The organism is Streptomyces sp. NPDC059010 (genome assembly GCF_042740355.1).
In the GTDB taxonomy this organism is placed as follows: Bacteria; Actinomycetota; Actinomycetes; order Streptomycetales; family Streptomycetaceae; genus Streptomyces.
On the sequence record NZ_JBHYJA010000052.1, the window covers coordinates 55165 to 81795 of the forward strand.

Below are 26631 nucleotides of genomic sequence, written 5' to 3' on the forward strand. Positions count from 1 at the left end.
CATCATCTGGTCGCCCGGCCGCACCCTGTGCCGTGCCGGTTCCAAGGGGGGAAGGGGAGCTCGCCCGATGACGCGCAAGACGCGCAACTGGCGCCGTGTGCCCGGACGTCGGACCACCGCCGCCGTACTGACCGCGGCGCTCGTCGCCACCGGCATCACTTTCATCGGCCTCGGCCTGGACGACCCGGGTTCGCGTGACGGGTCGGACCGGGAGGCGAAGGCGAGGCCCGTGACCGAGGCCGCCGCGATCGCGCGGGCGACGAAGACCGGCAAGTCCGTCGAGGTCACCGCTTTGCGCACCGCGCGCTCCAGCACGTGGGCGCGGCCCGACGGCCAGCTGGCCAAGAAGCTGTACTCGTCGCCGGTCCACGCCAAGGTGGGCGGCGAATGGCGGGGCATCGACTACGACCTCCACCGCACGAAGGCCGGCTGGGAGCCCAGGGCCACGAACACGCGCATGGTGTTCTCGGCCGGCTCCGGGGCACACGACGGGGAACAGCGGGCCTCACGCTCCGGCGTGCGCCGGGTCTCCCTGGCCCAAGGGCCGAAGAGCGCCGCCGACGAGACCGCGAGCCCCCTGGTCGCCCTGACCGTCGACGGCCACGAGATACAGCTCACTTGGCCGGGCACGGTGCCCACCCCCATCATCGACGGCTCGCGCGCCCTGTACCCCGAGATCTTCCCGGGCGCCGACCTGGTGCTGACGGCCGACGACGACGGGTTCGCCCAGCTGCTGGTCCTGAAGAACCGGCAGGCCGCGGCCGATCCGCGGGCGCGGCAGATCTCGTACGGCATCACCTCCGCCCAGCTGAACTTCCGGCTGGATCCGGTCACGGGCGTCCTCACCGCCGAGGACGCCTTCGCCAACGAGGTCGCGATGTCGCCGACCCCGCTGATGTGGGACAACAGCGGCCGGCCGGCCGTCACCGACGGGTCGGTCGGCGCCACCGCCCAGCCGACCGCGTCGGAGAGCCCCGCACCGGCCGAGTCGGCCACCGACGGGCCGAGCGAGAGCCCGAGCCCGACCGAGGAGCTCATCGAGACCGACGAGCAGGCGGACACCGCCCCCGAGACCCTGCCGGCGGCCACCGACGGCCCCGAGCCCTCCGTCGCCGAGTCCCCGCTGCCGTCCGCCCCGGCCGAGCCGACGCCCGCCCCCTCGCAGACCGGCTCGGCGGCCACGCTCGGTCTTCCCGGGCTCGACGGGCCCTCGCCCGACTCGCGCGGCGAACTGGTGGAGCCCAGCCTGACCGGGGCGAACTGGACCCTCACCCCCGACCTGGCCTTCCTCGACGACCCCGCCACCACGTACCCGGTCTTCATCGACCCGTCGGTGAAGAAGCACACCCAGAACTGGACGACCGCCTACAGCCGCCATCCGAACGCCACGTTCTACAACGGCAAGGGCTTCAACAAGGGCGGAACGCACGAGGCCCGCGTCGGCTTCGAGTCGGACACCTGGGGCACCTCGCGCTCGTACTTCAACATCGCCTTCGACAAGGACCTCAAGGGCACGAAGATCACCAGCGCGAAGCTGCGCATGCTGGAGACGTACTCCTGGTCCTGCAGCGCCCGCTCGATGAGCGTGCACCTCACCGGCCCGGTCAGCGCCAGGACCAACTGGAAGAACGCACCCAGGCTGCACGACGGCAACAAGTTCGCGACCAAGAGCTTCGCGCACGGATACAAGTCCGGCTGCCGGGACGCGTACGAGGAGTTCGATGTGCGCAAGGCGGCCCAGAAGCAGGCCGACCAGGGCAAGGACACGATCACCTTCGGCCTGCGGGCACGGGACGAGCACTCGCAGTACGCGTGGAAGAAGTTCCAGGCCAACGGGGACCACGCACCTGTGGTGGAGCTCGTCTACAACCGCAGACCGACCGTGGACGCCAAGTCGCTCGATCTCGGCCCGGACGGCAAGTGCACCACCACGCAGCCGTACGTCCGCATGGGCTCGGGCGACCTGACGTTCACCGCTCGGGCGTCCGACAAGGACAAGAACCTCGACCACCTCGACTTCGACCTGTGGCCGCACGGCAAGTGGGGGACGACCGGCGACCTGCTGGGCTCAGCCGGCAAGGTCTCCGTCGGCGGTGACAAGGACACCGCACTACGCACGACGACGGGCTTCTCCACCAGCAAACTGACCAACGGCACCCTCTACTCGTGGCGAGTGCGCGCCGTCGACGACGCCGGCACCAGCTCCGGCTACGCGCCGGCCAAGACGCCCTGCCGCTTCGTCCTCGACACCACCGCGCCCCGGCCGCCGAAGGTCAGCTCCACCGACTTCCCCAACGCCGACGGCAGCGAGAACGGCTTCGGCAACGACGCCGAGGACGCCAACTGGTCCACCAAGAAATTCGGCACACCCGGGTCGTTCACGGTCCGCGCGCTCAACAGCGACGTCGCGCGCTACGAGTACGGCTACAACTCGCCCACCTACTCCAACAGCCTCCCCCGCACCGTCGGCACGGCCACCAGCGTCAGTGCCACCCTTTCCAACGCCAAACCGCCGGCGGCCGGGCCCAACGTGCTCTACGTCAGGGCCGTCGACAGCGCGGGCAACCCCTCGGAACCGACGAAGTACTTCTTCTACGTCACGCCCCGCGACCAGGCCGACTCCCCCGGCGACTTCACCGGCGACAAGCTGCCCGACATGATGGTCGTCACCGAGGCCGGCAACCTGGGCATGTATCCCTCGGAGGCCAGCACCACCGACCTCAACAAGGGCACCGGCGACCTCAACTACTCGATGCCCGGCGCCTACCGGGGCAACCCCGACAAAGACCCCAACGGCGACGATCTGCCGCCCTATGTGCCCGCGCCGGGCGGTCACTTCAAGGGAGCCCTGATCACCCACAACGGCGACATCTACGGCGGTGACGGCCTCCAGGACCTGGTCGTCCGCGTCGGAGGAAAGCTCTGGGTGTACCCCGGTGACGGCTACGGCGCCGTCAACATCGACAAGCGCCGCGAGATCCTCCTCCCCGACGGCGCTCCCAGCCCCGCCGACCTGACCCAGTTCGTGTCGGCGGGCGACGCAACCGGAGACGGCCGGACCGACTTCTTCGCCACCATCGGCGACGAGTTGTGGGCGTTCACCGGTTACCACGGGGCGTCCATCGACCAGGCGACGCGACTGTCGGCCTCGGGCTGGACGAGCCGGGACATCGTCACCGCGCTGGACGTCAGCGGCGACGGCGTCACCGACCTCGTCTACCGGTCCGACACGGGCAGGCTCCTGCTGCGCAAGGGCATCGCCGCGTCGGGCGGCGGGGTCGGCCTCGGCTCCCTGGGCAACGCCGGAAGCTCGGCCGGGGGCGTCGACACCGAGTACGCCGCCGCCGGCTGGGCGGTCAGCAACTTTCCGCTGGTGATGGGCACCCCCGACGTCAACGGCGACGCCGTCCCCGACATATGGGGCGTGCGGTCGGACGGATCCGTACGGCTCTACTCGGGCGGCCGGACCGCCGTGGTGGCGGGGTCCGGGGCGGAGATCATCGCGCCGGCGGGTTACTGGAAGACACGCATCGCGATCGGATGATTCGGATGGCTCGGATGACGTGGGACCCGGCCGCCAGTCGAGGAGACCGGCGGCCGGGTGCCCCCGCACAACAGGGGCCCGGCGTGCGCTACCTGGCGTGTGTGCGTCTCTTCCGGGCGCCGTTCGGCCAGAGTCGCGGCTTGCGCTTGGCCGCGATGTCCTCGATCCAGCCCACTGCCACGATCATCAGGCCGATCAGTGGCCAGACCAGGAAGAACATCCAGATCATGTACGTCGAGTCGAGCGCGGCCGTCGCTCGCTCGTCCTGCATGAAGGGGAGGTCGTAGAGGCGGTCGAGGATCGGGACCGTGGCCATGATCAGGAGGTTGTGCCAGAGGTAGATGGTGACCGCGCGGTTGTTGGACAGCGTGACCAGCTTGTCCCATTTCGCCAGTCTGCCCGGCAGCTCCTGCCAGGACGGGGAGTACTGGAGCAGGATGACGACGAAACCGAAGGACCAGGTCGCCTGAGCCAGTGGGATGTCGTTCAGGTCCCAGCCGTCGGGGCCCAGGTGGCCCGAGGCCCACCACAGGCCGAAGGCCATCACCAGGGCCGCGCAGGACACCGCCACATAGCGCGGGATCTTCGCCAGGACGCCCTCGTGGTGGGCGAAGCCCAGGATCCAGCAGCCGCCGTAGACGGCGAAGTCCGTGACCGCGTTGCCCGTCTCGCCGGGGATGGAGACGAGTCCCGTGCCCACCACCGCCGTCAGGCCGAGCGGAGCGAGCAGCGTCGGCCAAGGGGCTCTGCGGAAGGCCCACAGCAGTACGGGGGATGCCACCACGAACCACAGGTAGGCCCGCAGGTACCACAGCGGACCCGCGGCCTGTACCGCCCAGGTGTCCTCCAGCAGGCCCGACTTGGAGCCGATGTGCCAGGGGAACGGGGGTGCGCCGACGGGGATGATGTAGTTGATCAGGTCGAGCAGCACCCAGGTGCCGCCGCCGTGGTCCGGGTCCTTCAGAGGGTTCCAGCCGCCCCCGAACATCAGCGCCAGCGCCACCGCGCTGAACGCCCAGAGGGGAGGCAGAAGGCGGCGGACACGGCCCCTGATCACGCCCCACGCCGGGCGGTTCAGGGAGCGGGCCATCAGCGAGCCCGCCAGCGCGAACATCACGCCCATGGACGGGAACAGCACCGTCAGCCAGGCCCAGCCGAAGAGGTGGTAGACGACGACTCGGACCAGGGCTATGGAGCGGAGCAGGTCCAGGTAGCGGTCCCGGCCCGGCTTCTTCGGCGCGGGCGCCTCGGCGGGAGCGACAGGGGCCGGCTCCGGCTCGGTGCGCTGCTGCGGGACGCCGTACGGCGCCGTCGGCTGATATCCGTGCGTCATCCCACCGGCCTCCGATCACCGTCACGCGTGCCCGCCGTACCCGCCGCCCGCTGCCGCGGTACGGGACCTCCCGGGGCCTCCACCACGCCCGTGCGCCGCAGTTTCTGCCAGCGCAGGCGGCCGCCGGTGAGGGCGGTGATCCAGGACTGGAGCAGGACGACGTACATCAGCTGGCGGTAGAGGATCTGCTGGAGCGGGAGCGAGATGAGGTGGGTCATGCGTTCCTTGTCCAGGCGGAAGGCGTACGCCGCGCAGACCACCTGGATGGCCAGGACGCCCAGCCAGGCGCCGATCGTCTTCTGCGTCGGGCCGAAAATCAGGCCGTAGAGGAGGAAGACGTCGATCAGGGGGGCCAGCAGCGGGGCCAGGACCATGAAGAGGGACACCAGCGGCAGGCCGACCCGCCCGAAGCGGCCCGAGGTGCCCCGCTCCACCAGGGCCTTGCGGTGCTTCCAGATCGCCTGCATCGTGCCGTACGACCAGCGGTAGCGCTGTGACCACAGTTGCTGGACCGACTCGGGAGCCTCGGTCCAGGCCCGGGCGTTCTCGGCGTAGACGACGCGCCAGCCGTCCCGGTGCATCGCCATGGTGATGTCGGTGTCCTCGGCGAGCGTGTCGTCGCTCATGCCGCCGACCCGTTCGAGGGCGGACCTCCTGAAGGCCCCCACCGCGCCCGGGATCGTGGGCATACAGCGCAGGATGTCGTACATACGACGGTCCAGGTTGAAGCCCATCACGTACTCGATGTGCTGCCAGGCGCCGATGAGGGAGTCGCGGTTGCCGACCTTGGCGTTGCCGGCGACGGCGCCCACGCGCCGGTCGCCGAAGGGCTGGACCAGCTCGCGGACCGTGGCCGGTTCGAAGACGGTGTCGCCGTCCATCATCACGATGATGTCGTAACGGGCGTTCGCCAGACCCCGGTTGAGCGCGGCGGGCTTGCCCGCGTTGAGCTGGCGGACGACGCGGACGTTCGGCAGGCCCATCGCCTCCACGATGCGTGCCGTGCCGTCGCTCGATCCGTCGTCGATGACGATCACCTCGATCGGGTGCTCGCTCGCCATCAGGGAACGGACGGTGTTCTCGATGCACTTGGCCTCGTTGTACGCCGGGACCAGCACCGACACCGGTTCGGTGACCGGCGGGCCCCAGCGGAAGCCCCGGCGGCGCACCCGGCGGGCGTGGATGCCGGACAGCAGCAGCATCAGCACGAAGCGGCTGATGACCAGGAAGCCGATCACCGCGAGGCCGACCACGAGGACGCCCGTGATGTTGTCCGACGCCTGGACCAGGAAGATCCAGGCCTTGCCCTTCCACTCGTCGAGGCCGGTGACCTCGGTGTGGGCGCTGGGGGCGCCGAGGGCCTCGGTGAGGTTGTCGAACTCGTAGCCCTCGGCCTGCATCTGCGGAAGGAACTTGTCCAGCGCCTGCACCGTCTGGTGCCGGTCGCCACCGGAGTCGTGCATCAGGACGATCGCGCCCTTGCCGCCCTTGGGGGTGGCCCGGCGGATGATCTCGGCGACGCCGGGCTTCTGCCAGTCCTCGCTGTCGGTGTTGTTGACGACCGTGATGTAGCCGCGCCTGCCCATGTACTCCGTCACCGGCCAGGACTTGTTGTCCATGGCGTCGGCGAAGGAGGAGTACGGCGGGCGGAACAGGGACGTACGGATACCGGCCGCGCCGCTGATCGCCAGCTGGTTCTGGGACAGCTCCCAGTCGATGCGCTTCTTCGACTGGTAGGAGAGGTCGGGGTGGTTGAAGGTGTGCAGTCCGACCTCGTGGCCCTCCTCGACCATGCGCCGGACCAGGTCCGGGTAGCGCGAGGTCATGGTGCCGGTGACGAAGAAGACGGCGTGCGCGTCGTGCTTCTTGAGCATGTCCAGGACCTTGGGGGTCCACGTCGGGTCCGGGCCGTCGTCGAAGGTCAGGACCAGCCGGTGGTCCTGGAGGCGCAGGCTCTCGGTGCGGCCGCTGCGGGTGTCGATGACCGGGCCGCCCTCCAGGATCTTCTGCGGCACCTTGTCGGAGGCCGAGGCGGGCTGGACGCGGTGGTCGGCCAGGATCTCGTTGTGCACGTACCCCCGCAGCATCAGCATCGCCATCAATGCGACGAGGACGAGCGAGGGAAGCAGCAGGCGCATGGGCACGCGGCGGCGCCGGGAGCCGTCGGGGGCTCCCTTCGCGGGCCCGTGACGGCGGGAGCGGGATGCCATCAGAGGGTGTACTCCGGGGACGGGGCGGACGAGGAGGCGGTGTCGTCCGGCTCCAGCGCGATGGGGTTCGGGTTGTTCGGACCGTCCGCGACCGTGTCGGTGGCGGGGTCGACGGTGGTCGGCGGGTCGGTGGGTCCCTCGGTGGGGCCGCCGCCGTCCGTCGGGGTCGGGTCGGGGTCGGGGACGGTGGGGTCGGTGGTCGGCTCGGGGTCCGCGGTGGGATTCGTGCCCGGGTTCGTGGTGGACTTGGTGGCGCTCGGCTTCGGGGCGGCGGAGCTGCCGGTGCCGGTGCTCGCGGACGCGCCGGGCGCGGTGGTGTCGGCGCCCGGGGACAGGGACGTGTCGGCACTGGCCGTCGGGGAGGTGCCCGGGGAGGCGCTGCCGGTGCCGGAGGGCTGCGGTGCCGACTCCGCGGGCAGCGGCGGGGTGTCGACCTGCCCGGCCGGCTGCTCCTTGGGGTTCTCGACGGGCAGCCAGGGCGCGTCGGAGTTGCCGGACAGCAGGGTGGCGACGATGACGAGGGCGTAGACCGCGCAGGCCAGGCCGACCGCCATGCCGATCCGGCGGTAGAGCCGGCTGCGGCGGCCCGACTCGTCGACGAACACGGGCCCTTCGGAGCCGTCGCCGCCGCCCGGGGCGTCCTTGGCCGCGCGCAGCCTGCCGTCCAGCTGCAGGCCGACGCTGTCGAGCTGGATGGTGACCTCGTGCGGGTCGTGGGTCGCGCCGCCGGGGGCGGCGGTACGCGCCTGGCCCTCGGACTCCCCGGACGCCTCGGGCTCCGCCCAGGGGTCGCGGGCCACGGGCGTACGCGTCGTCTCGCCGGGGGTCGCCGGGAACACCTGGGTGTCGCGGGGCACCGCGAAGGTGTCGTTCACGGAAGGCGAAGGCGGGACCGAGTCGTTTCTTCTCGGACCGGAAGCGGCGGCCGAGGGACGGTCGAAGGCCGACCAGCCGTCGGTCATGCCGGTGGGCCGGGTGGTGTCCGGTCTGCCGGTGGGCTGGTGCGCGTCCGGTCTGCCGGTCGGCCCGTGCGCGTCCCATCTACCGGCGGGCCGGTGTGCGTCCGCCGGTCTCCCGACCGTCGGCAGCACCGCGGTCTCGTCGGCGTCGGAAGCGGACGCCGCGGAACCGCCTCGGATGAACTGGGTCTCGTCGGCGTTCGAAAAAGAACGCCCGCCACCGTGGAGTATCTCCGTCTCCCTTGCCTCGGGTCGGGAGCGATGGCCCTGACCCCGCACCCCGGTCTCCCCGGTCGCCGGGAAGGCCTGGGTGTCACCCCTCGAACCCTCTGCGGAAGAACCGCCACCGGACCCCGAGACCACCTCGGGCCACTCCGGTTGGGCTTCTTCTCGCCACTTCTTCACGCGCACGCACATCCCCCCACGGGACCGTTCCGGGTGCGCGCACGACACTGAGCACCCGTCGTCGTACCGAGCCCCCACCCGGCCGAGCGCCCCCCTTTACCACACCGTGCTCAGGCCACGAATGTAGCGCACGCGGAGGTTTCGTGGTTGCCGCGTGTCACTTGTGGACATTCATCGTGGCCAAATCGATGGCTGGAATCCATCCCTCGGCGGGTCGCCGCAGCCATCCCTCCTCGGCCGCGATCTGCGCCGCCGCCCGTCGAAGGGCGTCGAATGCTGGGTGCACCAGGCCCTTTCGCCACACCAGTGACACCGGCGACAGCGGCACGGGATCGATCAGCGGGCGCAGCACGGTCCGGGGCATGGCCGGAAAGTCCACGACGACGAGGATCGGGGTCGGTGTCTTGGCCATGATCCGCTGGAACTCCTCGTCACCCACCGCGAGCGGGGAGGGCGCGGCGACCTCGATGCCCCGTCCGTCGAACAACCGGTGCGCGAGGTCGGTCCACTCCGGCGTACGGGCGTTGCCGGCCCCGGCGTACACGGTCCGGCCGGCCAGCGCGGCCAGCGGCACCCGGTCCGATTCGGCCAACGGATCGCCCTCGGGGAGCAGGATCGCCATCGGCTCGTAGCGGACCGGCTGATGGTCGAGGCCCGCCCGCAGCGCCGGGTCCAGGCCCGCGAACCGGCCGAACGACGCGTCCAGCCGTCCGGCGACCAGCTCGCCGACCGCTCCCGCCAGACCGCTCTCGTAGCGGGCCATCAGCTCGTGCTCGGGGGCGAGTTCCCGGGCCCGGTGCAGGACGCGGCGCGGGGTGCCGAGGCCCGGGGAGTTGAGGTCCACCAGCAGGGCGCGGGCCGGTCCGAACGCGGCGAGGAGGTCGTCCTGCGCCTGGAGGGCGCGGCGGGCGTGCGGCACCAGTCGCTCGCCGTCGGCGGTCAGCGTGACCTGCCGGGTCGTCCGCACGAACAGCTCGGCACCCAGCTCCCGCTCCAGCCGCCGCACGTCCCGGCTGAGCGCCTGCTGGGCGACGTACAGCCGGGCCGCGGCGCGTGTGAAGTGCAGCTCCTCCGCCACCGCGAGGAAGGCGCGCAGGAGACGGGGGTCGAGATGGGTGGGAGCGGACATGCGGCGAACTTACAAGGCGGACTTACAACACAGGTGCGTGAATCCGTGCCGAGCAGGTGTTGGACCCCTTGATCCACTCCGGGTGACGGTTGCTCCATGCCGCAATCCGCCTCCCGCTCCATACCGCAGCCGACCGCCGGCTACCGCGCGCTGTTCGCCCTGCCCGGCGCCCGCTCGTTCCTGGCGGGAAGCATCCTGGCCCGTCTTCCCATGGGGATGTTCAGCGTGAGCGCGGTGGTGATGATCGCCGGTACCCGGGGGTCGTACGCCCTCGCCGGCTCCGTCGTCGCGGTCGGCCTGGCCGCGACCGCCCTGGTCGCCCCCTGGACCGCACGGCTCGTCGACCGGTACGGACAGTCCCGCGTCGCCCTGCCCGCCACACTCCTCGCGGCGCTGGGCGGCCTCACGCTGCTGGTCTGCACCCGCTACAGCGCCCCCGCCTGGACCCTCTTCGCCGCATACGCCGCCACCGCGACCACCCCCAACACCGGCGGCATGTCCCGGGCCAGGTGGGCCCACCTGCTGGAGGGCGACCCGGCCGCGCTGCACACCGCGAACTCCTTCGAGCAGGCCGCGGACGAGCTGTGCTTCATGCTCGGCCCGGTCCTGGCGGCGTTCCTGTGCGGGACCTTCTTTCCCGAGGCGGGCACGCTCGTGGGAGTCGTACTCCTGGTCTCCGGCATGACCCTGTTCACCGCCCAGCGCTCGACCGAGCCGCCGGTCCGGCCGTCCGCGACGGCCGCCGAGCCGCCGTACCGCGCACCCGGCATGCCTCCGCTGCTCGCCGCCTGCCTCGCCATGGGTGCCGTGTTCGGGTCCATGGAGGTCGTCACGATCGCGTTCGCGGACGCGCGGGGGCACAGTACGGCGGCCGGCGCCATCCTCGCCCTCCAGGCGGCCGGCTCCTGCGCGGCCGGACTGCTGTACGGCGCGCTGAAGCCGGCCGGCCCCGCCGAGCGCCGCTACCCGTGGTGCCTGGCGGCGATGACCGCACTGCTGACGCTGCCCCTGCTCGCCACGTCCCTCACCGGCTCCCTCCTGCTCCTGTCCGCCGCCCTGCTGATCTCCGGCATGGCCACCGCCCCGACGATGATCACCAACATGTCCCTGGTCCAGAGCCGCACCCCGGAGGGCCGCCTCAACGAGGGCATGACCCTCGCGGTGACCGCACTGCTGGGCGGCATCGCCTGCGGCAGCGCGGCCGGAGGATGGATGGCGGAGCATCTGTCGCCGACGGCCGGGTACGGAGTACCGATCACGGCAGCGGCAGCGGCACTGCTGATCGCGCTGGCAGCAACGCCCTCAGGGGCGCGGGGAACTGCGCGACCAGCCACAACGGCGCCGCCCACAAAACACAACCCCTCCCGGCCCTCCTAGCGGAGCGCAACCCGCACAGGGCCCTTGGCCATCAGCGTGATCCCCGCCCCCAGCGGCACGGCCCCCGCCTCCGCGTCCTCGAACCCGAACTCCCGCACCAGCACCGCCAGCCCGAGCACCGACTCCAGCATCGACAGGTACTGGCCGATACAGGCACGCGGCCCGCCCCCGAAGGGGAACCATGCGTAGCGCGGCCGGCCCGCCTCGGCCTCCGGGGTGAAGCGGGTGGGATCGAAGCGCTCCGGGTCCGGCCAGTGGTCGGGGTGGCGGTGCGTCACCCAGGGGCTGACCAGGACGTCGGCCCCGGCCGGTATCCGTACGCCGTCCACCTCCGCGTCGGCGACCGAGCGGCGGCCGATCACGGGCGCGGACGGGTACAGCCGCATGGCCTCCTTCACCACCATGGTCAGATACGGCAGTTCGTCCATGTCGGCCGCGGTCGGCGCCCGTCCGCCCGGACCGCCGAGCACCCGGCCCACCTCGTCCCGTACCCGCCGCTGTTCCTCGGGGTGCCGGGCGAGCAGGTGCAGGGCGAAGGCGAGCGCGGTGGCGGTCGTCTCATGGCCGGCCAGCAGGAAGATCAGGACCTGCTCGCGGAGTTCGGCGGCGTCCAGGCTGCCGTCCTCGGCGTTCTCCGTGTGCACGAGGAGGGTGACCAGGTCGTCCTGGTCGTCCCGGTCGCGGCGGCTGTCGATGATGCCGTCACACAGGGCGTGCAGCTCGGCCTGGAGGCGGCCGACCCGGCGGTTGGCGGGGGTCGGCCAGCTGCGCGGCGCCTTGACCGGCGAGAAGCCGCGTTTGAGCGAGTACTCCTGGAGCGGGGGCAGGCTGCGCTCGATCACCTGGTACGCCTTGTCCACGTCGGTGCCGAACAGGATCCGGCCTACGACGTGCAGGGCGAACCGGTGCATCTCACCGACCAGTTCGACGGTCCGGCCCTGCGGCCCCTCGGGCGCCGCACGCCACGTGTCCGCCAGGGCGGCCGCCTCCTCGGCGACCTGATGGGCGTAGCCGTTCACCCGGCGGCGGGTGAACAGCGGCTGTATCAGGCGGCGTTGCCGTAGATAGGTGTCGTCCTGGCTGGTGAGCAGCCCGTTGCCGACCGACCGGCGCAGTTCCTCGTAGAAGACGTTGTCCTTGCGGAAGTTGGCGGCCTGGGTGGCCAGTATCTGCTGGGCGCCCTCGGCGGAGAACACCGCGTAGATGTCGGACCGCAGCCCGGGCGGCCCGGCCCGGAAGCGCACGACGTCGCCGTGGTCGCGGCGGGCCCGCAGATAGGTGGCGAGGGGATCGTTCAGCAGGTCGCTCATCGAGCCCAGTAGCGGACTGCCCGTCACGATCGGGGCCCGCGTGGCTGTTGTCGTCATCGTCATGGCACTCCGATTCCCACGCGGTCCCATTGACTCACCCCGGGGTCGCACATACTTTCCCAGGCCCTATGGGGATATCCGGCTACCTGCTGAGCCACCAGAGCAGCCACCTCCTCGCATGCCTTGCCGCACGCTCCGGCAGAAGCCGGAGCAGCCGCATGACGAGAGTCGGTTTCCGCTCCTCGTGACAGCCCATGCCGGGGCGTCCTCCCTTCGATGTGAGGCGGCCAGCCACGGTCCCGGAGCCGCTCTCATCGGGCCGGGCCCCGAGGGGACGGGACCCGGAAGGGAGGACGCACCCAAAAGGTGCGTCACAGCCGCAGATACCACCGGCTACAGCGTGCCGTCGTGCAACAACGGACAGCTACGGGCAGCGCTGCGGCTGACGCCTCAACTGTGCCAAGCCCTCGGGCAGTTGTAGGCGCGAAGGCGTTCCGGGCGGGACCAGCCCGCCGTGGTCGGGCGTCGTGAGGTCGGTTCGTCCGGGGCCGTCAGGCGCAGGGTCAACACGGCCGTGAACGCCGCGAGTTCCTCGGCGCTCGGCTCGCCGCGCAGGACCCGGAAGGACGTGGCGGCGAGCATGTCGGAGGTCGTCGGGGTCGGAGTCTGGGTCGGCGTCGCGCTCATGGTGTCTCCTACTGGGGCGGGTTGCCGTGTTTGCGGGTGGGCAGGGCCGCGGACTTGGCGGCGAGCATCGTCACGGCTCGGCTGAGGATCAGGCGGGTCTCGCGGGGGTCGATCACGTCGTCGACCAGGCCGCGTTCGGCCGCGTAATAGGGGTGGACCAGTTCGGTCTTGTACTCCTCGATCTTCTGGCGGCGCATCGCCTCGGGATCGTCGGCGGCCGCGATCTCCCGGCGGAAGACGACGTTGGCGGCGCCCTCGGCGCCCATCACGGCGATCTCGTTGGTGGGCCAGGCGAGGGCGATGTCGGCGCCGATGGAGCGGGAGTCCATGACGATGTAGGCGCCGCCGTAGGCCTTGCGCAGGACGACCGAGACGCGGGGCACGGTGGCGTTGCAGTAGGCGTACAGCAGCTTCGCGCCGCGCCTGATGATGCCCTCGTGTTCCTGGTCGACGCCGGGCAGGAAGCCGGGCACGTCGACCAGGGTGACCAGCGGGATGTTGAAGGCGTCGCAGAACTGCACGAACCGCGCGCCCTTCTCGCTCGCCCTGATGTCGAGCACACCGGCCATGGAGGCGGGCTGGTTGGCGACGATACCGACGACGTGGCCGTCGAGGCGGGCCAGTGCGCAGACGATGTTGGTGGCGAAGGCGGCGTGGACCTCCAGGAAGTCGCCGTCGTCGACGATCTCCTCGATCACCTTGCGGATGTCGTAGGAACGGTTGCCGTCCTCGGGGACCAGGTCGAGCAGGGCGTCGCCGGGGCGGTCCGCCGGGTCGTCGGCGGGGTGGGCGGGCGGCAGTTCGCGGTTGTTGGAGGGGAGCAGGGAGAGGAGGTAGCGGACCTCTTCGAGGCAGGTGCGCTCGTCGTCGTAGACGAAGTGGGCGACTCCGGAGGTGGCGCCGTGGACGTCGGCGCCGCCCAGGCCGTTCTGGGTGATCTCCTCGCCGGTGACGGCCTTGACCACGTCCGGGCCGGTGATGAACATCTGGGAGATCTCGCGCACTGCGAAGACGAAGTCCGTCAGCGCCGGGCTGTACGCCGCGCCGCCCGCGCACGGGCCGAGCATGACGCTGATCTGCGGGATGACGCCGGACGCCTTGGTGTTGCGCTGGAAGATGCCGCCGTACCCGGCGAGGGCCGAGACGCCCTCCTGGATACGGGCTCCCGCGCCGTCGTTGAGCGAGACCAGCGGGGCGCCCGCCGCGATCGCCATGTCCATCAGCTTGTGGATCTTGGCGGCGTGGGCCTCGCCCAGGGCGCCGCCGAAGATGCGGAAGTCATGGGCGTAGACGAAGACCGTGCGGCCCTCCACCGTGCCCCAGCCGGTGATGACACCGTCGGTGTACGGCTTCTTCGCCTCCAGGCCGAAGCCGGTCGCCCGGTGTCGGCGCAGGGTCTCGACCTCGGTGAACGAGCCGGTGTCGAGGAGGAGTTCGATGCGTTCGCGGGCGGTGAGCTTGCCCTTGGCGTGCTGGCGTTCGGTGGCCTTGGGGTCGGGGCCCGCATGGGCGAGTTCCTTGAGGGTCCGCAGTTCCGTGAGCCGGTCCGCCTCGGGGGCGTCCGGGGTGGTGGTGGGCGCGGGAGCCGCGGGAGCTTCCGGGTCGGTGACGGTCATGATGCCTGGGCCCTTTCCTTCCTGTTCCTGGTGTCGATGAGGGCGTGGGTGCGGACGGCGGACGGGTCGTGGGCGCGCAGCACGGTGCGCAGGCCCGGCTGGATGGCGGCGATCCGCTCCACGGCGTCCCGGGTGTGGAGCCAGTCGGCGGGCACCGGGTGCAGGGCGGCCCGCCAGTCCTTGTCGCCGGCCAGCGCCGCCGCGCCGACATGGCCCTCGCAGAGCGGGATGTTGCGCACCGTCCAGCCGGTCGGGCGCCAGGACTCGGCGGCCTCGCCGAGGTAGTCGAGGTCGGGGGCGCGGGCGAGTCCGGTGCCGAGGCCCTTCAGGTAGGCCTCCTTGCGGGACCACAGCCGGGCGAAGGCCAACTGCCGCTGGTCGGCGGGCTCGGTGGGTATGCGGGTGATCTCCTGGCGCTCGGCCGGGTGCAGCAGGGGCAGACAGGTGTCGACGGTTCCGGGCGACGGCAGCGCCTGGACGTCGGCGCCGACCCGGGTGCGGGCCACGGCGACCAGGGCCAGGCCGTGGCTGTGCGAGAGGGAGAACTCGGGGGCGCCCGGTACGTCGACCAGGACGGGCCGCCCGTGCCGTTCCCCGCACTCCTCGCACCACTCCCGGCCGATGACCAGACGGTGTGGTGCGATGCCGGTGTACACCGACAGCACCCGGCGCAGGCCCACATGGGCGGCGACGTACATCTGGCGGTCGCTGTGGCGGCGGTAGGCGGCGGCGCGCTGCCGCTCCTGCACGTCCAGTTCGGCGAGCGGGGCGGCGCGTGGTGAGTCGGGCGGTGGCAGCAGCCACAGGTGCAGGTCCGACGGGCCCAACTGCCGGGAGCCGTGGGGGGTGTTCGGTATGCGGGGGAGGTTCATGGGCGGCTCCCGGTTTCGGTCGGGTGGTGCTGGGTCCGCTCGGCCTTGGGTGGCGCTGCCGCGGCCCGGGTGTCGCTGCGGTCGGTGAGCGCCGCGACCAGGGCGGCGGCGAGGGAGAGCAGGCCGCCCGCCCAGAGCGCGGAGCGCGTGCCCAGGTACTGGGTGACGGAGCCCACGAACAGGGCGCCGAGCGGGGCGCTGCCTTGCAGGATCAGGGTGTAGAGGGCCATCACGCGGCCCCGGTAGGCGGGGTCGCTGCCCAGTTGGACGCGGTGGTTGGCGGCCTGTGCGAAGTACAGGGAGGCGAAGCCGGTCGGTACGAGCAGCACCAGTGCCGTCGGCAGGTTCGGCGCCCAGCCGGTGGCCGCCGCCAGGGTGCCGAACGCGCAGGCCCAGCCGATGACCAGCCGGGCCCGGGGGCGGCCCCGGCGCAGGGTGCCGGTGAAGGCGGCCAGCAGTGAACCGGCGGCGAGCGCGGCGGTGAGCAGGCCGAAGGCGGCGGCGTCGGTGTGGAAGACGGTGCGGGCCATCAGCGGCAGGGTCAGCTGGAGGTTCAGGCCGAACAGCGACACCGCCGCGAGCAGGGACAGCGTCGCCACCAGGTCGGGCCGGGACCGCAGATGGGCCAGCCCCTCGGTGACCTTGGCGTCGCGGGCTGCGGGCCGGGGCGGGCGGTGCAGCTCGCCCGGCCGCATGGCGCGCAGTCCGGCCACGGTCGCCGCGTAGCTGGCCGCGTTCAGGAGCATCACGGTGCCGGTGCCGGCCGCCTCGATCAGCAGCCCGGCCAGCGAGGGGCCCAGCACGCGCGCGATGTTGAAGTAGGCGCCGCTGAGCGCGGAGGCGTTGGGCACCAGCTCCGGTCCGACGAGCTCGGCGATGAAGGACAGCCGGGCCGGCACCTCCACGGCGTTGGCCACACCGAGGGCCAGCGCGAACACGTAGACATGCCACAGCCGGGCCGCGTCACCGGTGACCAGCAGGCCGAGCAGCAGCGCCAGCACCCCGGAGACGACGTTGGCCCCGGTCAGCAGGGCGCGCTTGTCGTAGCGGTCGGCGATCCGGCCGCCGTACAGGGTCAGCAGCATCATCGGCGTGAACTGGAGCGCGGTGACCGTGGCGAGGGCCGTGCCGGAGTCGCCGGTCAGTTCCAGCACCAGCCAGTCCTGGGCGACGACCATCATCCAGGTGCCGGTGGCGGAGGCTATCTGGCCGGTGGCGAAGAGGCGGAAGTTGCGTACGGTGAGCGAGCGCAGGCCGGTCGCGAGCAGCCTGCGTGACAGTCCTCGGGGCTTGGATTCGGGCGGGGGCATGGACCGTTCGGACGGAGTCATGGACCGTCCCGCTCCGGCAGGCACTCCTCGAAGAAGGCGAGCGCGCGCAGGTGGTACGCGCGGGCCGTGCGGCCCAGGCTGATGTTGTGCCCGGCGTCCGGCTGCCGGTCGACGACCACGCGCGGCGCGGCGCTCAGCCTCGCCCGCAGGTCGTCGAGGGCGTCGGCGTCGTGCCGCCACCACAGCTCGTGCTCGGCGAACGTCAGACGCACGGGCACGCGCACGCGTGGCGCGAGCACGTCGAAGGCCTCCGGCCAGTCGGAGGCGTCCCGCAACTCCCGCTGCGGGACCGGCTTCACGAAGTCGGCGCTGCTGTGGAAGGTGGCGGGCGGATACAGGCCGAGGCGGCCCCAGTTGTGTCTCCAGCGGGCCCGGTCGGTCCCGTTGAGCAGTTCCGCGGAGCCCTCGGCGTAGCGGTGGCCGCAGCCGGAGATGTCCAGGCCCAGCAGCCCGGGCGGCGGGGCCTCGGCGGCCAGGGTCAGGGCGAGCTTGCCGCCGAAGGAGTGCGCGAGCAGGAAGGTGCCGGTGCCGACGGCGTACTCGGTGGCGAAGCCGTCGAGCGCGGCCCGCAGGACACGGGCCTGCCCGGCGAGGCCCAGGCCGTCGGGCAGCCCGGCGGCGGAGTCGCCGTAGCCGGGCCGGTCGACGGCGAGGACCTGGAACCCCAGATGCGCTCCCAACGCGCAGAGGGAGGCGTCCTGCCGGGCCCCGCCGTCGAAGTACCCCGCGCTCATCCCGGCCCCGTGCAGCGCGACGACGGTGGCACGCGGCGGCGTGCCCTGAGGTGCGCTGAGCAGGGCCGACAGGGTGTGCCCGGCGGCATCCAGCGTGATCCGCCGCACGCTCGGGCCGACGGACAGGGACGTGATGGTCATCGTGCTAAGCCACCTCCGGGGTGCCGAACCAGTGGTGCAGGGCGGTTACGAGGCTGTCGATGCCGGCAGCCAGGTCGGTGGACAGGTCGGCGTCGGCGGCCTCGGGGGTGGGGTCGTCCCCGCCCGCCGCCCAGGCCACGTGCCCGTCCGGGCGCACCAGCAGGGCCGTCGCCCCGGAGAACACCTCGGCGCTCTCGGGTGTGGCCGTGACGACGGTGACCAGGTCGGCCCAACCGGCCACGCTCTCGCGGAGGCCGGCGTCGTCGGCCAGGTCGAGCAGGACGCCGCGGGCCGGGTGGAGCAGGGCCGTCGTGGTGGTCCGCGTGCCGTCGGGCAGCTGGAGCGGGCGCGGGGGGAGGCGGCGGCCGACGAGGGGGTGGCTGCCGGGGCGGGAGCCGAAGTCGTAGGCGACGTCGAGGTGGCTGACCACGCCGGCGAGGCGGCGGCGGACGTCCTCCAGCTCCATCAGCTCGCCGAACACCTTGCGCACCGGGTCGGCCTCGGGGCCGCCGAGGAAGATCATGCCCTGCGCCCGGGTGTTCATCAGCAGCCGGGCGCCGACGGGGTGCCGTTCGTCGTGGTAGCTGTCGAGGAGGGTGTCCGCGACGTCCCCGCGGACCACGGCGGCCAGCTTCCAGCCGAGGTTGACCGAGTCCTGCACGCCCGTGCTGAGCCCCTGTCCCCCGGCCGGGAGATGGACGTGCGCGGCGTCCCCGGCGAGCAGCACCCGGCCCTTGCGGTAGGCGGAGACCTGGCGGGTGGCGTCCGTGAAGGAGCTGACCCAGTCGGCGCCGCCCCCGGCCAGCGACTCGCCGGTGATGCGTTCCCAGGCGGCGGCGACCTCGTCGAACTCGACCGCCTGCGGCCGGTCCCCGGCAGGGGTGCCGTCCTCGCAGACGATGATCCGGTCGACGCCGGGCGCCAGCGGCGCGGCCATCACCATGCCGTTGTCCAGCCGCTCCCCCAGGAAGCGGGGCCGGATGTCGCAGCCGGTGACGTCGGCGAGATACATCCGGCGGGTGGCCGGCAGCCCGGGGAAGTCGAACCCGACCGCCCTGCGTACGACGCTCTGTCCGCCGTCGCAGCCGACCAGGTAGGCGCCGCGCACCCGCTGCTCGCCCTCGGGGGTGGCGGCCACGATCTCGACGCCGTCGCCGTCGTCGGCCAGCTTGGTCAGCTCCCAGCCGCGCCGTATGTCCGCGCCCAGCTCGGCGGCCCATTCCTCCAGCACGGCCTCGGTCCGGGACTGCGGGACACCGCGCGCGCCGAAGTGGGCGTCCTCCAGGACGGTGTAGTCGAACTGGACGCCGCCGAAGTGGCCCATCGGGCTCTTCTCCAGCGTGCCGAAGCGCGGCAGCAGCCCCCGCTGGTCGAACACCTCCATCGCGCGGGCGGTGAACCCGAGCCCCCGGGACTGCCCGGTCGGCTCGGCCAGCTTCTCCACCACGACGACCCGGGCGCCGCCCAGTCGCAGTTCTCCGGCCAGCATCAGGCCCGTCGGCCCGGCACCGACGACGATCACATCCGTGTCCACAGTGCTTCCCTCTCTGAGCATCGCCCAAATATGATCATGTACGACTTGCGCTGACTTCTGGTGTTCTGAGATCGCGCAGGGTCACAGCCCCGGATCCGGCCGCCCGAACCAGTGCCGTATCGCCGCCGTCACCGCCCACGGGTCCGCGCCCGCCCAGGCGACATGGCCGTCGGGACGGACCAGCAGGCCCTCGGCGCCGTGCAGCGGTTCGGCGGTGTCCGGTCGTACCGCCACCGGGGTGACGCGGTCGGACCAGACCTTGCCGACCCAGCGCAGTTCGGCCCGGGCGGAGTCGGAGACGAGCAGCAGTCCGCGGCCGTCGCGCAGCAGCCCGGCGACGCCGACCGGGCCGTCCGGTGTCGGCAGCGTGCCGAGCGGCAGCCGGGCGCCGAGCAGGGGGTGGGTGCCGCCGCCCACGGGGTAGCGGATGTCGAGCCCGGTGATCATCGCCGCGAGGTGGTCCCGTGTCGGACCTGCGGCGATGAGTTCGCCGAGCAGGGTGCGCGCCGCCTCCACCTCGGGCCCGCCGAGCAGCAGCAGCGCCTGGGCCCTGATGTTGGCGAGCACCCGGCGCCCGACCGCGTGCCGCTCGTCGTCGTAGGTGTCGAGCAGCGCCTCGGGGGCCCGGCCGCAGGCCACCGAGGCCAGCTTCCAGCCGAGGTTGGCCGCGTCCTGGAGGCCGAGGTTGAGGGCCTGGCCGCCGCTCGGCATCTGCCGGTGGGCGGCGTCCCCGGCGAACAGGACCCGCCGGTGGCGGTACCGCTCCAGCTGCTGGTTGGCGTCACCGAAGGCGTTGAGCCACACGGGTCGGCCACCGCTCAGGTCCTCTCCGGTGACCTGCCGCCATACGTCGACGACCTCGGCGAACTCCGGCGGACCCGTGCGCCGCCGGGCCGGGTGGCCGAAGGCGTGCACCATCACCCGGGTGACCCCGCCGGGCATCCGGGCCGCGATGGCCAGCCCGTGCTCCCGGCGCTCGAACCGCCGGTTCGGGATGTCCACCCCGGCGATGTCCGCCCGCAGCAGCTCCCGCCCGGCCGGGCTGCCGGGGAACGCCGCCCCGGTCAGCCGCCGCACGGTGCTGTCCTCGCCGTCGCAGGCGACGAGATACGCCGCCCGCAGCCGCCGTACGCCGTCCGGGGTGTCGGCCGTGACCTCCACGAACCCGTCCTCGCCCTCGGCGCCGTCCGACTGGGTGAGTTCGCGTACCTCCCAGCCGCGCCGGATGTCGGCGCCGAGGGCCCCGGCCCAGTCCTGGAGGAGTTCCTCGGTCCTGGTCTGCGGCACCTTCCACTGGCCCGAGTACGGGCCGGGCACGGTCAGGTCCATCGGTACGCCGCCGAAGTGGCCGCGGGGCTCGCGCGGCGGGTCGCCGAGCGCGTCCAGCAGACCCCGGCAGTCGAACAGCTCCACCGTGCGGGCGTGCAGCGTGGAGGCGCGGGACTCCGTGGTGGGGGTGCGCAGCCGTTCCAGTACGACGACGTCGGCGCCGCCGAGGCGCAGCTCGCCGGCCAGGAACAGGCCCACCGGGCCCGCCCCCACCACGATGACCCGGGTGGCCCGGGAGGTGTCGGTGGCCATGGTCAGCGGCTCTTCTCCGCGTGGTCCCTGGCGTGGCCCAGCGTGGCCCGGCTGTTGGTGCTCAGCGCGCCCTGGACGTACTCGCGGGCGTCCTCGACGGTGGCGTCGGGGCCGAGGATGCGCTGGATGTTGTCCGGGTTGAGCACGACCGTGTGCTGCGAGGTGGCGGCGACGCCGCGCGGGTACTCCTCGAACGTCCACAGGCCGGTGTGCAGGGTCATCAGGGCCGGCAGGGTGACCTGCTTGTAGGCGATCGCGCGGTGCGGGAAGGTCACCCGGTACGACTTGGTGGTGTGGGTCGAGCCGTCCTTGGCCCTGGTGTCCATCTCCAGCACCTGGAGACCGGGCGTGGGCTCCTCGAACTGGACGCGGGCCACGTGCGGCAGCCGGTCCACCCAGAGGTCGGCCTCGTTGATGAAGTCGTAGGCGTCCTTCGCCGAGCCCTCGATCAGCACGGTGTCCTCGAAGGAGAAGGTCAGCTCGCGGGTGGCGTGGGCCCGCTCGACGTTCTCCTTCAGGGCGGCGAGCTCGGAGCGGGAGTTGCGGTCGACGGCCTCGTCGATCCAGGTGAGGCTCTCGGGGTCGTCGTCGATGGCGGAGTAGTCGTGCAGCAGCCGTACCAGTGACTCGCCGCCCGGCAGTTCCTCGATCACCCAGGCGCCGCCCATCGCGGCGACCGGGGGTGCGGAGACCTCCTGGCGGAAGGTGATGCGGCGGCTGACGGGGTCCAGGGTGCGGCGGGAGGTCCAGCTCTTGGCGGCGCCGTTGGCGGTGGCCCAGATGCGGATGCGCTCCTCGCGCTCGCCCTTCTCCAGGTGGTCCACATGGATGGTGGGCGGGAAGATCCGCGGCCAGTTCTCCACCTCGGCGATCAGGCGGTAGACGGCGTCTGCGGGGGCCGAGACGGTGATCTCGTGCGCCACCTCGCGGGTCGTTGCTTCCGTCGTGGTCACGTCCTCGTCCTCTTCGTCTGGTTGGGTGCTGTTGCGGTCCGGGCGGGGATCGGGCAGGGGCCCGGCGCGGGGATCGGGCAGAGGGCCGGCGCGGGGCTCAGAAGTTGCCCAGCCCGCCGCAGACGTTGATCGCCTGCGCGGTGACGGAGGCGGCGGGCTCGGAGGCGAGGTAGCCGACCATCCCGGCGACCTCCTCCGGCGTGGAGTAGCGGCCGAGCGGGATCTTGGCCTGGAACTTCTCCAGGATCGCGTCCTCGGTGGTGTCGTAGGCGGCGGCGTATCCCTGGCGGACGCGCTGCGCCATGGGCGTCTCGACATAGCCCGGGCAGACGGCGTTGACGGTGATGCCGGTCGGCGCGAGCTCGTTGCCGAGAGCCTTGGTGAAACCGACGACGCCGTGCTTGGAGGCGGAGTAGGGGGCGCCGAGGACCACGCCCTGCTTGCCCGCGGTGGACGCGATGTTGATGATCCGGCCCCAGCCGCGGTCGCGCATGCCGCCGGTGTTGAGCACCTCGCGGGTCATCCGGAACACGCTGTTGAGGTTGGTGTCGATGACGTCGTCCCACAGCTCGTCCGCGAGGTCGGCGGTCACTCCGCCACCGCTGCGGCCGGCGTTGTTGACCAGGATGTCGACGGCACCGAACCGGTCGGCGGCGGCCTGCACGAAGGCGCGGACCGCGTCCGGCGAACGGACGTCGACGGCGGCGCCGTCCGCCTCTATGCCCTCCTCCTGGAGCTGCTTGACGGTCTCGGCCACGTTGTCGGCGTTCCGCGCGCCGATGAACACACGGTGCCCGGCGGCGCCCAGCTGCCGGGCCGCGGCCAGTCCGATGCCACTGGTGGCCCCGGTGATCAGTGCGACCCGCTGCGTCTGCTGCGGCATGTTTCTTCCAACTCCCTCGGGTGGACGCCGCCGCCGGTCGAATGGGGTACCGGCGGCGGCAGGATCATGAAATGTCGGGTATCGCGAAGCGTCGGGCGGCACCGTCAGGCGGCCGCCTGGGACCCGCCCCCCAGCTGGGCGTTGACCGCGTCGATCAGAGCGCGCGGCGTGTTGGCCTCCGACAGGACGTCGTCGTCCAGGACGATGCCGTACTCGCGCTCGATCCGGCCGCCGGTCTCCAGCAGGGCCAGCGACTCGTAGCCGAGGTGCTCGAAGTCCTCGTCGAGGATCTCGCCGTCGAGGTCGACGGACTCCTCGGCGCCGGCGCCCTCGATCAGGATGCGCTTGAGGTCGTCGAGGGTGAACTGCTGCGTTTCCACGTGGGGTTCCTCTCAGGTCATGTGCGGTATTCGCGGTTGGTGACGGGGTGGTCGGTCAGGCGGCGGCCCGTACGATCGCGGCCGAGTTGAAGCCGCCGTGGCCGCGGGCCAGGACCAGCGCCGTGCGCAGGCCGGGGGCCTCGCGGGGCCGGTCGACCACCAGGTCGAGGGCGTAGTCGGGGGACGGGGTCACGTTCACCGTCGGCGGGATGACCCCGTCGCGGATGGCCAGGAAGGCGGTGGCCAGGTCCAGCGGTGCCGCGCCCGAGTAGAGGCGGCCCGTCATGGTCTTCGGTGCGGTGACCGGGACGGCGCCGGGGCCGAACACCGCGGTGACCGCGTCCGCCTCGATCCGGTCGAGCTCGGGGTCGGCCGCGGCGTCACAGAACACCACGTCCACCTCGTCGGCGCCCAACCCGGCGTCGTCCAGGGCGAGTTCGATCGCCCGGCGCAGACCCGGCGGACGCTCGCTGTCCGGCGCGGGGTCGAAGGTGGCGGCGTACCCGGCGATCTCGCCGTAGATCCGCGCACCGCGCGCACGCGCCGACTCCTCGGACTCCATGACGAGCAGCGCGCCGCCCTCGCCCGGCACATACCCGTCGGCCGCCCCGTCGAAGGGCAGATACGCCTGGCTGGGCTCGTCCCGGGTGGTCAGCCGCTGCGCGGCGAGCTGGGCGACCCAGCCCCACGGGCAGATGGAGGCGTCCACCGCGCCGGAGACCACGACCGCGGTCCCCTTGCGGATCTGCCGGCGGGCATGCGCCACCGCGTCCAGCCCGCCCGCCTGGTCGCTGACGAGCACGCTGGTCGGGCCCTTCATCCCGTGCCGGATGGAGATCTGGCCGCTGTTGACGGCGTAGAACCAGGCGAACGACTGGTACGCGCTGACGTACTGGCTGCCCCGGCTCCACAGCGCCTGCAGCTCGCCCTGGCCGAACTCGAAGCCGCCCGACGAACTCGCCGTGACCACGCCCATGCTGGACTCGGGCAGTTCCTTCGGCTGGATCCCGGCGTCCGCGAGCGCCCAGTCGGCGGCGACCAGTGCCAGCCGGGTCATCCGGTCGGTCTGCGGCAGCAGCCGGCTCGGCAGATGCTCCTCGGCCGCGAAGCCGGGTATCTCACCGGCCAGCCGCGCCGGGTACTGCGACGGGTCGAAGCGGGTGATCCGCCCGATGCCGCTCTTCCCGGCGAGCGTCGCCTCCCAGTAGTCCTGTACGCCCAGGCCGTTGGGGGCCGTGACGCCGAGCCCCGTCACCACCACCGCGGTCATGCCAAGCTCCTCTCGGGACGGGCGAGCACCATCGCGCTCTGGAAACCGCCGAACCCACTGCCCACCGACAGCACCGCGTCGGTCAGCTGCTCACGAGCGGTGAGCGGCACGTAGTCGAGGTCGCACTCCGGGTCGGGGGTGTGCAGGTTCGCCGTGGGCGGCACCACGTGGTGCTCCATGGCCAGCGCGGACGCGGCGATCTCGATCGAGCCGATCGCGCCCAGCGAGTGCCCCACCATCGACTTGATGGAGCTCACGGGGGTGCGGTAGGCGTGGTCGCCGAGGCTCTTCTTGAACGCGGCCGTCTCATGCCGGTCGTTCTGCTTGGTGCCGGAGCCGTGGGCGTTGATGTAGTCGACCTGGTCGACGTTCATCCGCGCCTCGTCCAGCGCCACCGTGATGGCCTCCGCCATCTCCGCGCCGTCCGGCCTGAGACCGGTCATGTGGTACGCGTTGCTGCGCGTGGCGTAGCCGGCGATCTCGGCGTAGATGTGCGCCCCGCGCCGCCGGGCGCTCTCCAGCTCCTCCAGCACGAACACCGCGCAGCCCTCGCCGAGCACGAACCCGTTGCGGGTGCCGTCGAACGGGCGCGAGGCCTGCTCGGGGTCCTCCCTGCGCGGGGTCGTCGCCTTGATGGCGTCGAAGCAGGCCATGGTGATCGGCGAGATCGGCGCGTCCGACGAACCGGCGACCATCACGTCGGCCGAGCCCTCGCGGATCAGCTCGACCGCGTAACCGACCGAGTCGATACCGGAGGTGCAGCCCGTGGACACCACGGTGTTGGGGCCCTCCGCGCCGACCGTCCAGGCGACCTCGGCCGAGAAGGAGCTCGGGACGAAGTAGTTGTACAGATGCGGTACGGCGTACTCGTGGTCCACCAGGTGCAGCCGGCCGCCGTCACTGACGATCCGGTACTCCTCGTCCAGGCCCATCGTGGCGCCGACCGCGCTGCCGACGGTGACACCCACCCGGTGCGGCTCGTGGGCCGCGAGGTCGATGCCGCTGTCGGCGACCGCGCCGCGTGCCGCGACCACCGCGAACTGGGCGGCCCGGTCCATCCGGCGGACCTCCTGCGGGGTGAGCCCGTGCTGGTCGGGATCGAAGTCCATCTCCGCCGCGACCTGCGAACGAAAGGGGCTCGGGTCGAAGAAGGTGATCCCGCGCGTCGCGGTACGGCCCTCGCTCAGCATGGTCCAGAAGTCGTCCTTGCCGACGCCGCCGGGCGCGAGGACCTCGATCCCGGTGATGACGACCCGACGGCCGCCGCGACCTCCGCTCATCGGGACGCCTCCCAGTTGTAGAAGCGCGTGGCCATCGCGTCGGCCGGGGAACGCCAGGTGGCGGGGTCGTACGCCTCTATGTAGGGCTTCAGGTCCTCGCTGATGCGCACGAAACGCTCGTCGGACTTGGCCTTCTCGATGAGCTCACCGCCGTTGTCCGCGTCGAAGTCCTGCAAATGGAAATACAGGCCCCGGTAGCGGAAGAGCTGACGGCGCCGGGTGCCCATCAGATGCGGCATCTCGGTCTCGTCGAACGCGCCGAACAACTTGGCGACATCGACCGCCGAGCCCGGTTCCATCCGGGCCACGATCAAGGTGCTGTGCATGAACTCTCCTTGGAATTCGGAAAAGGGGCCGGCGTCAGTCGATGCCCCGGCATATGTGCGGATGGTCGCTGTCGTACTCGTCGTCCTCACCGGCCAGACGCCAGGCGGGCGCCTGGGGCGGGGGCGGGGGCGCGTCGAACTCGTCGTCGTCCCGCGTCTCGAAGTACATGTGCGTCACACCTCCCTGGGGACTTTCAGTCCTTGATTTCGCAGATGGCCGCACCGGAGGTGAGAGAGGCGCCGACCGCGGCGGACAGGTCCTTGATGGTGCCGGACTTGTGCGCATTCAGCGGCTGTTCCATCTTCATCGCTTCGAGTACGACGATCAGGTCGCCCTCCTCGACCTCCTGGCCCTCCTCGACCGCGACCTTGACGACGGTCCCCTGCATCGGCGAGGCGAGCGTGTCCCCGGAGACCACGGGCCCGGAGTTCCGAGCCGCCCGCCGCTTCGGCCTCGCTCCGGCGGCCAGGCCGGTACGGGCCAGGGCCATGCCGAGGGAGGCCGGCAGGGAGACCTCCAGGCGCTTGCCGCCGACCTCCACGACGACCGTGTCCCGGCCGGGATCGGTGTCGGGTTCGGTGTCGGTGGGGGCGGCGAAGGGCTTGATGTCGTTGACGAACTCGGTCTCGATCCAGCGGGTGTGGACCGTGAACGGGCCGTCCTGGTCATGTGTTTCGGGCGCGAATGCGGGGTCGGTGACGACCGCGCGGTGGAAGGGGATGGCGGTGGCCATGCCCTCGACCTGGAACTCGGCCAGGGCGCGGGACGCGCGCTG

The 26631-nt window shown here is 71.9% G+C and carries 22 protein-coding genes; 2 read left to right on the forward strand and 20 right to left on the reverse strand.

Annotated elements, in window-relative coordinates; genetic code table 11:
- The first annotated feature begins 67 nt into the window (after positions 1-67).
- Positions 68-3544 carry a DNRLRE domain-containing protein gene (locus tag ACFWYS_RS39085; protein WP_384779968.1) on the forward strand — a complete coding sequence of 1159 codons (3477 nt, stop codon included), beginning with the start codon at positions 68-70 and terminating at the stop codon, positions 3542-3544.
- An 88-nt stretch (positions 3545-3632) separates the two neighbouring features.
- Here ACFWYS_RS39085 and ACFWYS_RS39090 read toward each other — a convergent pair whose 3' ends face one another.
- The 4 genes from ACFWYS_RS39090 to ACFWYS_RS39105 form a co-directional block, all read right to left on the reverse strand.
- Positions 3633-4877: an acyltransferase gene (locus ACFWYS_RS39090; protein WP_384779971.1), complete on the reverse strand. Its 1245-nt coding sequence runs from the start codon at positions 4875-4877 to the stop codon at positions 3633-3635.
- Complete coding sequence (locus ACFWYS_RS39095) at positions 4874-7087, reverse strand: glycosyltransferase (RefSeq protein ID WP_384779974.1); 2214 nt, start codon at positions 7085-7087, stop codon at positions 4874-4876. Before ACFWYS_RS39095 ends, ACFWYS_RS39090 begins: the two co-directional genes overlap by 4 nt.
- On the reverse strand, positions 7087-8325 hold the full coding sequence (locus tag ACFWYS_RS39100) for a hypothetical protein (protein ID WP_384779977.1): 1239 nt from the start codon (positions 8323-8325) through the stop codon (positions 7087-7089). The genes ACFWYS_RS39095 and ACFWYS_RS39100 overlap by 1 nt, the downstream gene beginning before the upstream one ends.
- A 283-nt stretch (positions 8326-8608) precedes the next feature.
- Positions 8609-9580 (reverse strand): LysR family transcriptional regulator, encoded by a 972-nt coding sequence (locus tag ACFWYS_RS39105; protein ID WP_384779980.1) that lies wholly within the window; start codon positions 9578-9580, stop codon positions 8609-8611.
- Between the two features lie 96 nt (positions 9581-9676).
- Here ACFWYS_RS39105 and ACFWYS_RS39110 point away from each other — a divergent pair, with 96 nt between their 5' ends.
- On the forward strand, positions 9677-10957 hold the full coding sequence (locus ACFWYS_RS39110) for an MFS transporter (protein WP_384779983.1): 1281 nt from the start codon (positions 9677-9679) through the stop codon (positions 10955-10957).
- On the opposite strand, the gene ACFWYS_RS39115 is transcribed toward ACFWYS_RS39110, so the two are convergent.
- The 16 genes from ACFWYS_RS39115 to ACFWYS_RS39190 form a co-directional block, all read right to left on the reverse strand.
- Positions 10954-12330, reverse strand: a complete 1377-nt coding sequence (locus ACFWYS_RS39115; RefSeq protein WP_384779986.1) for a cytochrome P450 — start codon at positions 12328-12330, stop codon at positions 10954-10956. The genes ACFWYS_RS39110 and ACFWYS_RS39115 overlap by 4 nt on opposite strands.
- Positions 12331-12717: 387 nt before the next feature.
- Positions 12718-12954 carry an acyl-CoA carboxylase subunit epsilon gene (locus tag ACFWYS_RS39120; protein WP_384779989.1) on the reverse strand — a complete coding sequence of 79 codons (237 nt, stop codon included), beginning with the start codon at positions 12952-12954 and terminating at the stop codon, positions 12718-12720.
- An 8-nt stretch (positions 12955-12962) separates the two neighbouring features.
- On the reverse strand, positions 12963-14570 hold the full coding sequence (locus ACFWYS_RS39125) for an acyl-CoA carboxylase subunit beta (RefSeq protein ID WP_384779992.1): 1608 nt from the start codon (positions 14568-14570) through the stop codon (positions 12963-12965).
- Complete coding sequence (locus ACFWYS_RS39130) at positions 14567-15442, reverse strand: 4'-phosphopantetheinyl transferase family protein (protein ID WP_384779995.1); 876 nt, start codon at positions 15440-15442, stop codon at positions 14567-14569. Before ACFWYS_RS39130 ends, ACFWYS_RS39125 begins: the two co-directional genes overlap by 4 nt.
- Positions 15439-16752, reverse strand: a complete 1314-nt coding sequence (locus ACFWYS_RS39135; RefSeq protein WP_384779998.1) for an MFS transporter — start codon at positions 16750-16752, stop codon at positions 15439-15441. Before ACFWYS_RS39135 ends, ACFWYS_RS39130 begins: the two co-directional genes overlap by 4 nt.
- 17 nt (positions 16753-16769) lie before the next feature.
- Positions 16770-17648, reverse strand: coding sequence for an alpha/beta hydrolase (locus ACFWYS_RS39140; protein WP_384780001.1), 879 nt, complete (start codon positions 17646-17648; stop codon positions 16770-16772).
- 4 nt (positions 17649-17652) lie between these two features.
- On the reverse strand, positions 17653-19203 hold the full coding sequence (locus ACFWYS_RS39145; protein WP_384780004.1) for an FAD-dependent monooxygenase: 1551 nt from the start codon (positions 19201-19203) through the stop codon (positions 17653-17655).
- A 60-nt stretch (positions 19204-19263) separates the two neighbouring features.
- Positions 19264-20763, reverse strand: a complete 1500-nt coding sequence (locus ACFWYS_RS39150) for an FAD-dependent monooxygenase (protein WP_384780007.1) — start codon at positions 20761-20763, stop codon at positions 19264-19266.
- A gap of 2 nt (positions 20764-20765) precedes the next feature.
- On the reverse strand, positions 20766-21716 hold the full coding sequence (locus tag ACFWYS_RS39155; RefSeq protein ID WP_384780010.1) for an aromatase/cyclase: 951 nt from the start codon (positions 21714-21716) through the stop codon (positions 20766-20768).
- Between the two features lie 97 nt (positions 21717-21813).
- On the reverse strand, positions 21814-22599 hold the full coding sequence (locus ACFWYS_RS39160; RefSeq protein ID WP_384780013.1) for an SDR family NAD(P)-dependent oxidoreductase: 786 nt from the start codon (positions 22597-22599) through the stop codon (positions 21814-21816).
- Positions 22600-22703: 104 nt separating this feature from the next.
- Positions 22704-22979: an acyl carrier protein gene (locus ACFWYS_RS39165; protein ID WP_384780016.1), complete on the reverse strand. Its 276-nt coding sequence runs from the start codon at positions 22977-22979 to the stop codon at positions 22704-22706.
- Between the two features lie 55 nt (positions 22980-23034).
- Positions 23035-24249: a ketosynthase chain-length factor gene (locus ACFWYS_RS39170; RefSeq protein ID WP_384780019.1), complete on the reverse strand. Its 1215-nt coding sequence runs from the start codon at positions 24247-24249 to the stop codon at positions 23035-23037.
- Positions 24246-25529: a beta-ketoacyl-[acyl-carrier-protein] synthase family protein gene (locus tag ACFWYS_RS39175; RefSeq protein WP_384780022.1), complete on the reverse strand. Its 1284-nt coding sequence runs from the start codon at positions 25527-25529 to the stop codon at positions 24246-24248. The genes ACFWYS_RS39170 and ACFWYS_RS39175 overlap by 4 nt, the downstream gene beginning before the upstream one ends.
- Entirely contained in the window at positions 25526-25855 is a 330-nt protein-coding gene (locus tag ACFWYS_RS39180) for a TcmI family type II polyketide cyclase (RefSeq protein ID WP_384780025.1), read from the reverse strand. Before ACFWYS_RS39180 ends, ACFWYS_RS39175 begins: the two co-directional genes overlap by 4 nt.
- 34 nt (positions 25856-25889) lie before the next feature.
- Positions 25890-26024, reverse strand: a complete 135-nt coding sequence (locus ACFWYS_RS39185) for a hypothetical protein (protein ID WP_384780028.1) — start codon at positions 26022-26024, stop codon at positions 25890-25892.
- Positions 26025-26049: 25 nt separating this feature from the next.
- Positions 26050-26631: biotin/lipoyl-containing protein (locus tag ACFWYS_RS39190; RefSeq protein WP_384780031.1), on the reverse strand; the 582-nt coding region annotated here is incomplete at its 5' end.

Coding starts and splice junctions, on each gene's coding strand:
- ACFWYS_RS39095 (WP_384779974.1), bottom strand. CDS start 7,087: ATGGCATCCCGCTCCCGCCGTCACGGGCCCGCGAAGGGAGCCCCCGAC.
- ACFWYS_RS39135 (WP_384779998.1), bottom strand. CDS start 16,752: ATGCCCCCGCCCGAATCCAAGCCCCGAGGACTGTCACGCAGGCTGCTC.
- ACFWYS_RS39175 (WP_384780022.1), bottom strand. CDS start 25,529: ATGAGCGGAGGTCGCGGCGGCCGTCGGGTCGTCATCACCGGGATCGAG.
- ACFWYS_RS39145 (WP_384780004.1), bottom strand. CDS start 19,203: ATGCTCAGAGAGGGAAGCACTGTGGACACGGATGTGATCGTCGTCGGT.
- ACFWYS_RS39085 (WP_384779968.1), top strand. CDS start 68: ATGACGCGCAAGACGCGCAACTGGCGCCGTGTGCCCGGACGTCGGACC.
- ACFWYS_RS39160 (WP_384780013.1), bottom strand. CDS start 22,599: ATGCCGCAGCAGACGCAGCGGGTCGCACTGATCACCGGGGCCACCAGT.
- ACFWYS_RS39185 (WP_384780028.1), bottom strand. CDS start 26,024: ATGTACTTCGAGACGCGGGACGACGACGAGTTCGACGCGCCCCCGCCC.
- ACFWYS_RS39090 (WP_384779971.1), bottom strand. CDS start 4,877: ATGACGCACGGATATCAGCCGACGGCGCCGTACGGCGTCCCGCAGCAG.
- ACFWYS_RS39170 (WP_384780019.1), bottom strand. CDS start 24,249: ATGACCGCGGTGGTGGTGACGGGGCTCGGCGTCACGGCCCCCAACGGC.
- ACFWYS_RS39120 (WP_384779989.1), bottom strand. CDS start 12,954: ATGAGCGCGACGCCGACCCAGACTCCGACCCCGACGACCTCCGACATG.
- ACFWYS_RS39105 (WP_384779980.1), bottom strand. CDS start 9,580: ATGTCCGCTCCCACCCATCTCGACCCCCGTCTCCTGCGCGCCTTCCTC.
- ACFWYS_RS39130 (WP_384779995.1), bottom strand. CDS start 15,442: ATGAACCTCCCCCGCATACCGAACACCCCCCACGGCTCCCGGCAGTTG.
- ACFWYS_RS39110 (WP_384779983.1), top strand. CDS start 9,677: ATGCCGCAATCCGCCTCCCGCTCCATACCGCAGCCGACCGCCGGCTAC.
- ACFWYS_RS39125 (WP_384779992.1), bottom strand. CDS start 14,570: ATGACCGTCACCGACCCGGAAGCTCCCGCGGCTCCCGCGCCCACCACC.
- ACFWYS_RS39150 (WP_384780007.1), bottom strand. CDS start 20,763: ATGGCCACCGACACCTCCCGGGCCACCCGGGTCATCGTGGTGGGGGCG.
- ACFWYS_RS39140 (WP_384780001.1), bottom strand. CDS start 17,648: ATGACCATCACGTCCCTGTCCGTCGGCCCGAGCGTGCGGCGGATCACG.
- ACFWYS_RS39180 (WP_384780025.1), bottom strand. CDS start 25,855: ATGCACAGCACCTTGATCGTGGCCCGGATGGAACCGGGCTCGGCGGTC.
- ACFWYS_RS39115 (WP_384779986.1), bottom strand. CDS start 12,330: ATGACGATGACGACAACAGCCACGCGGGCCCCGATCGTGACGGGCAGT.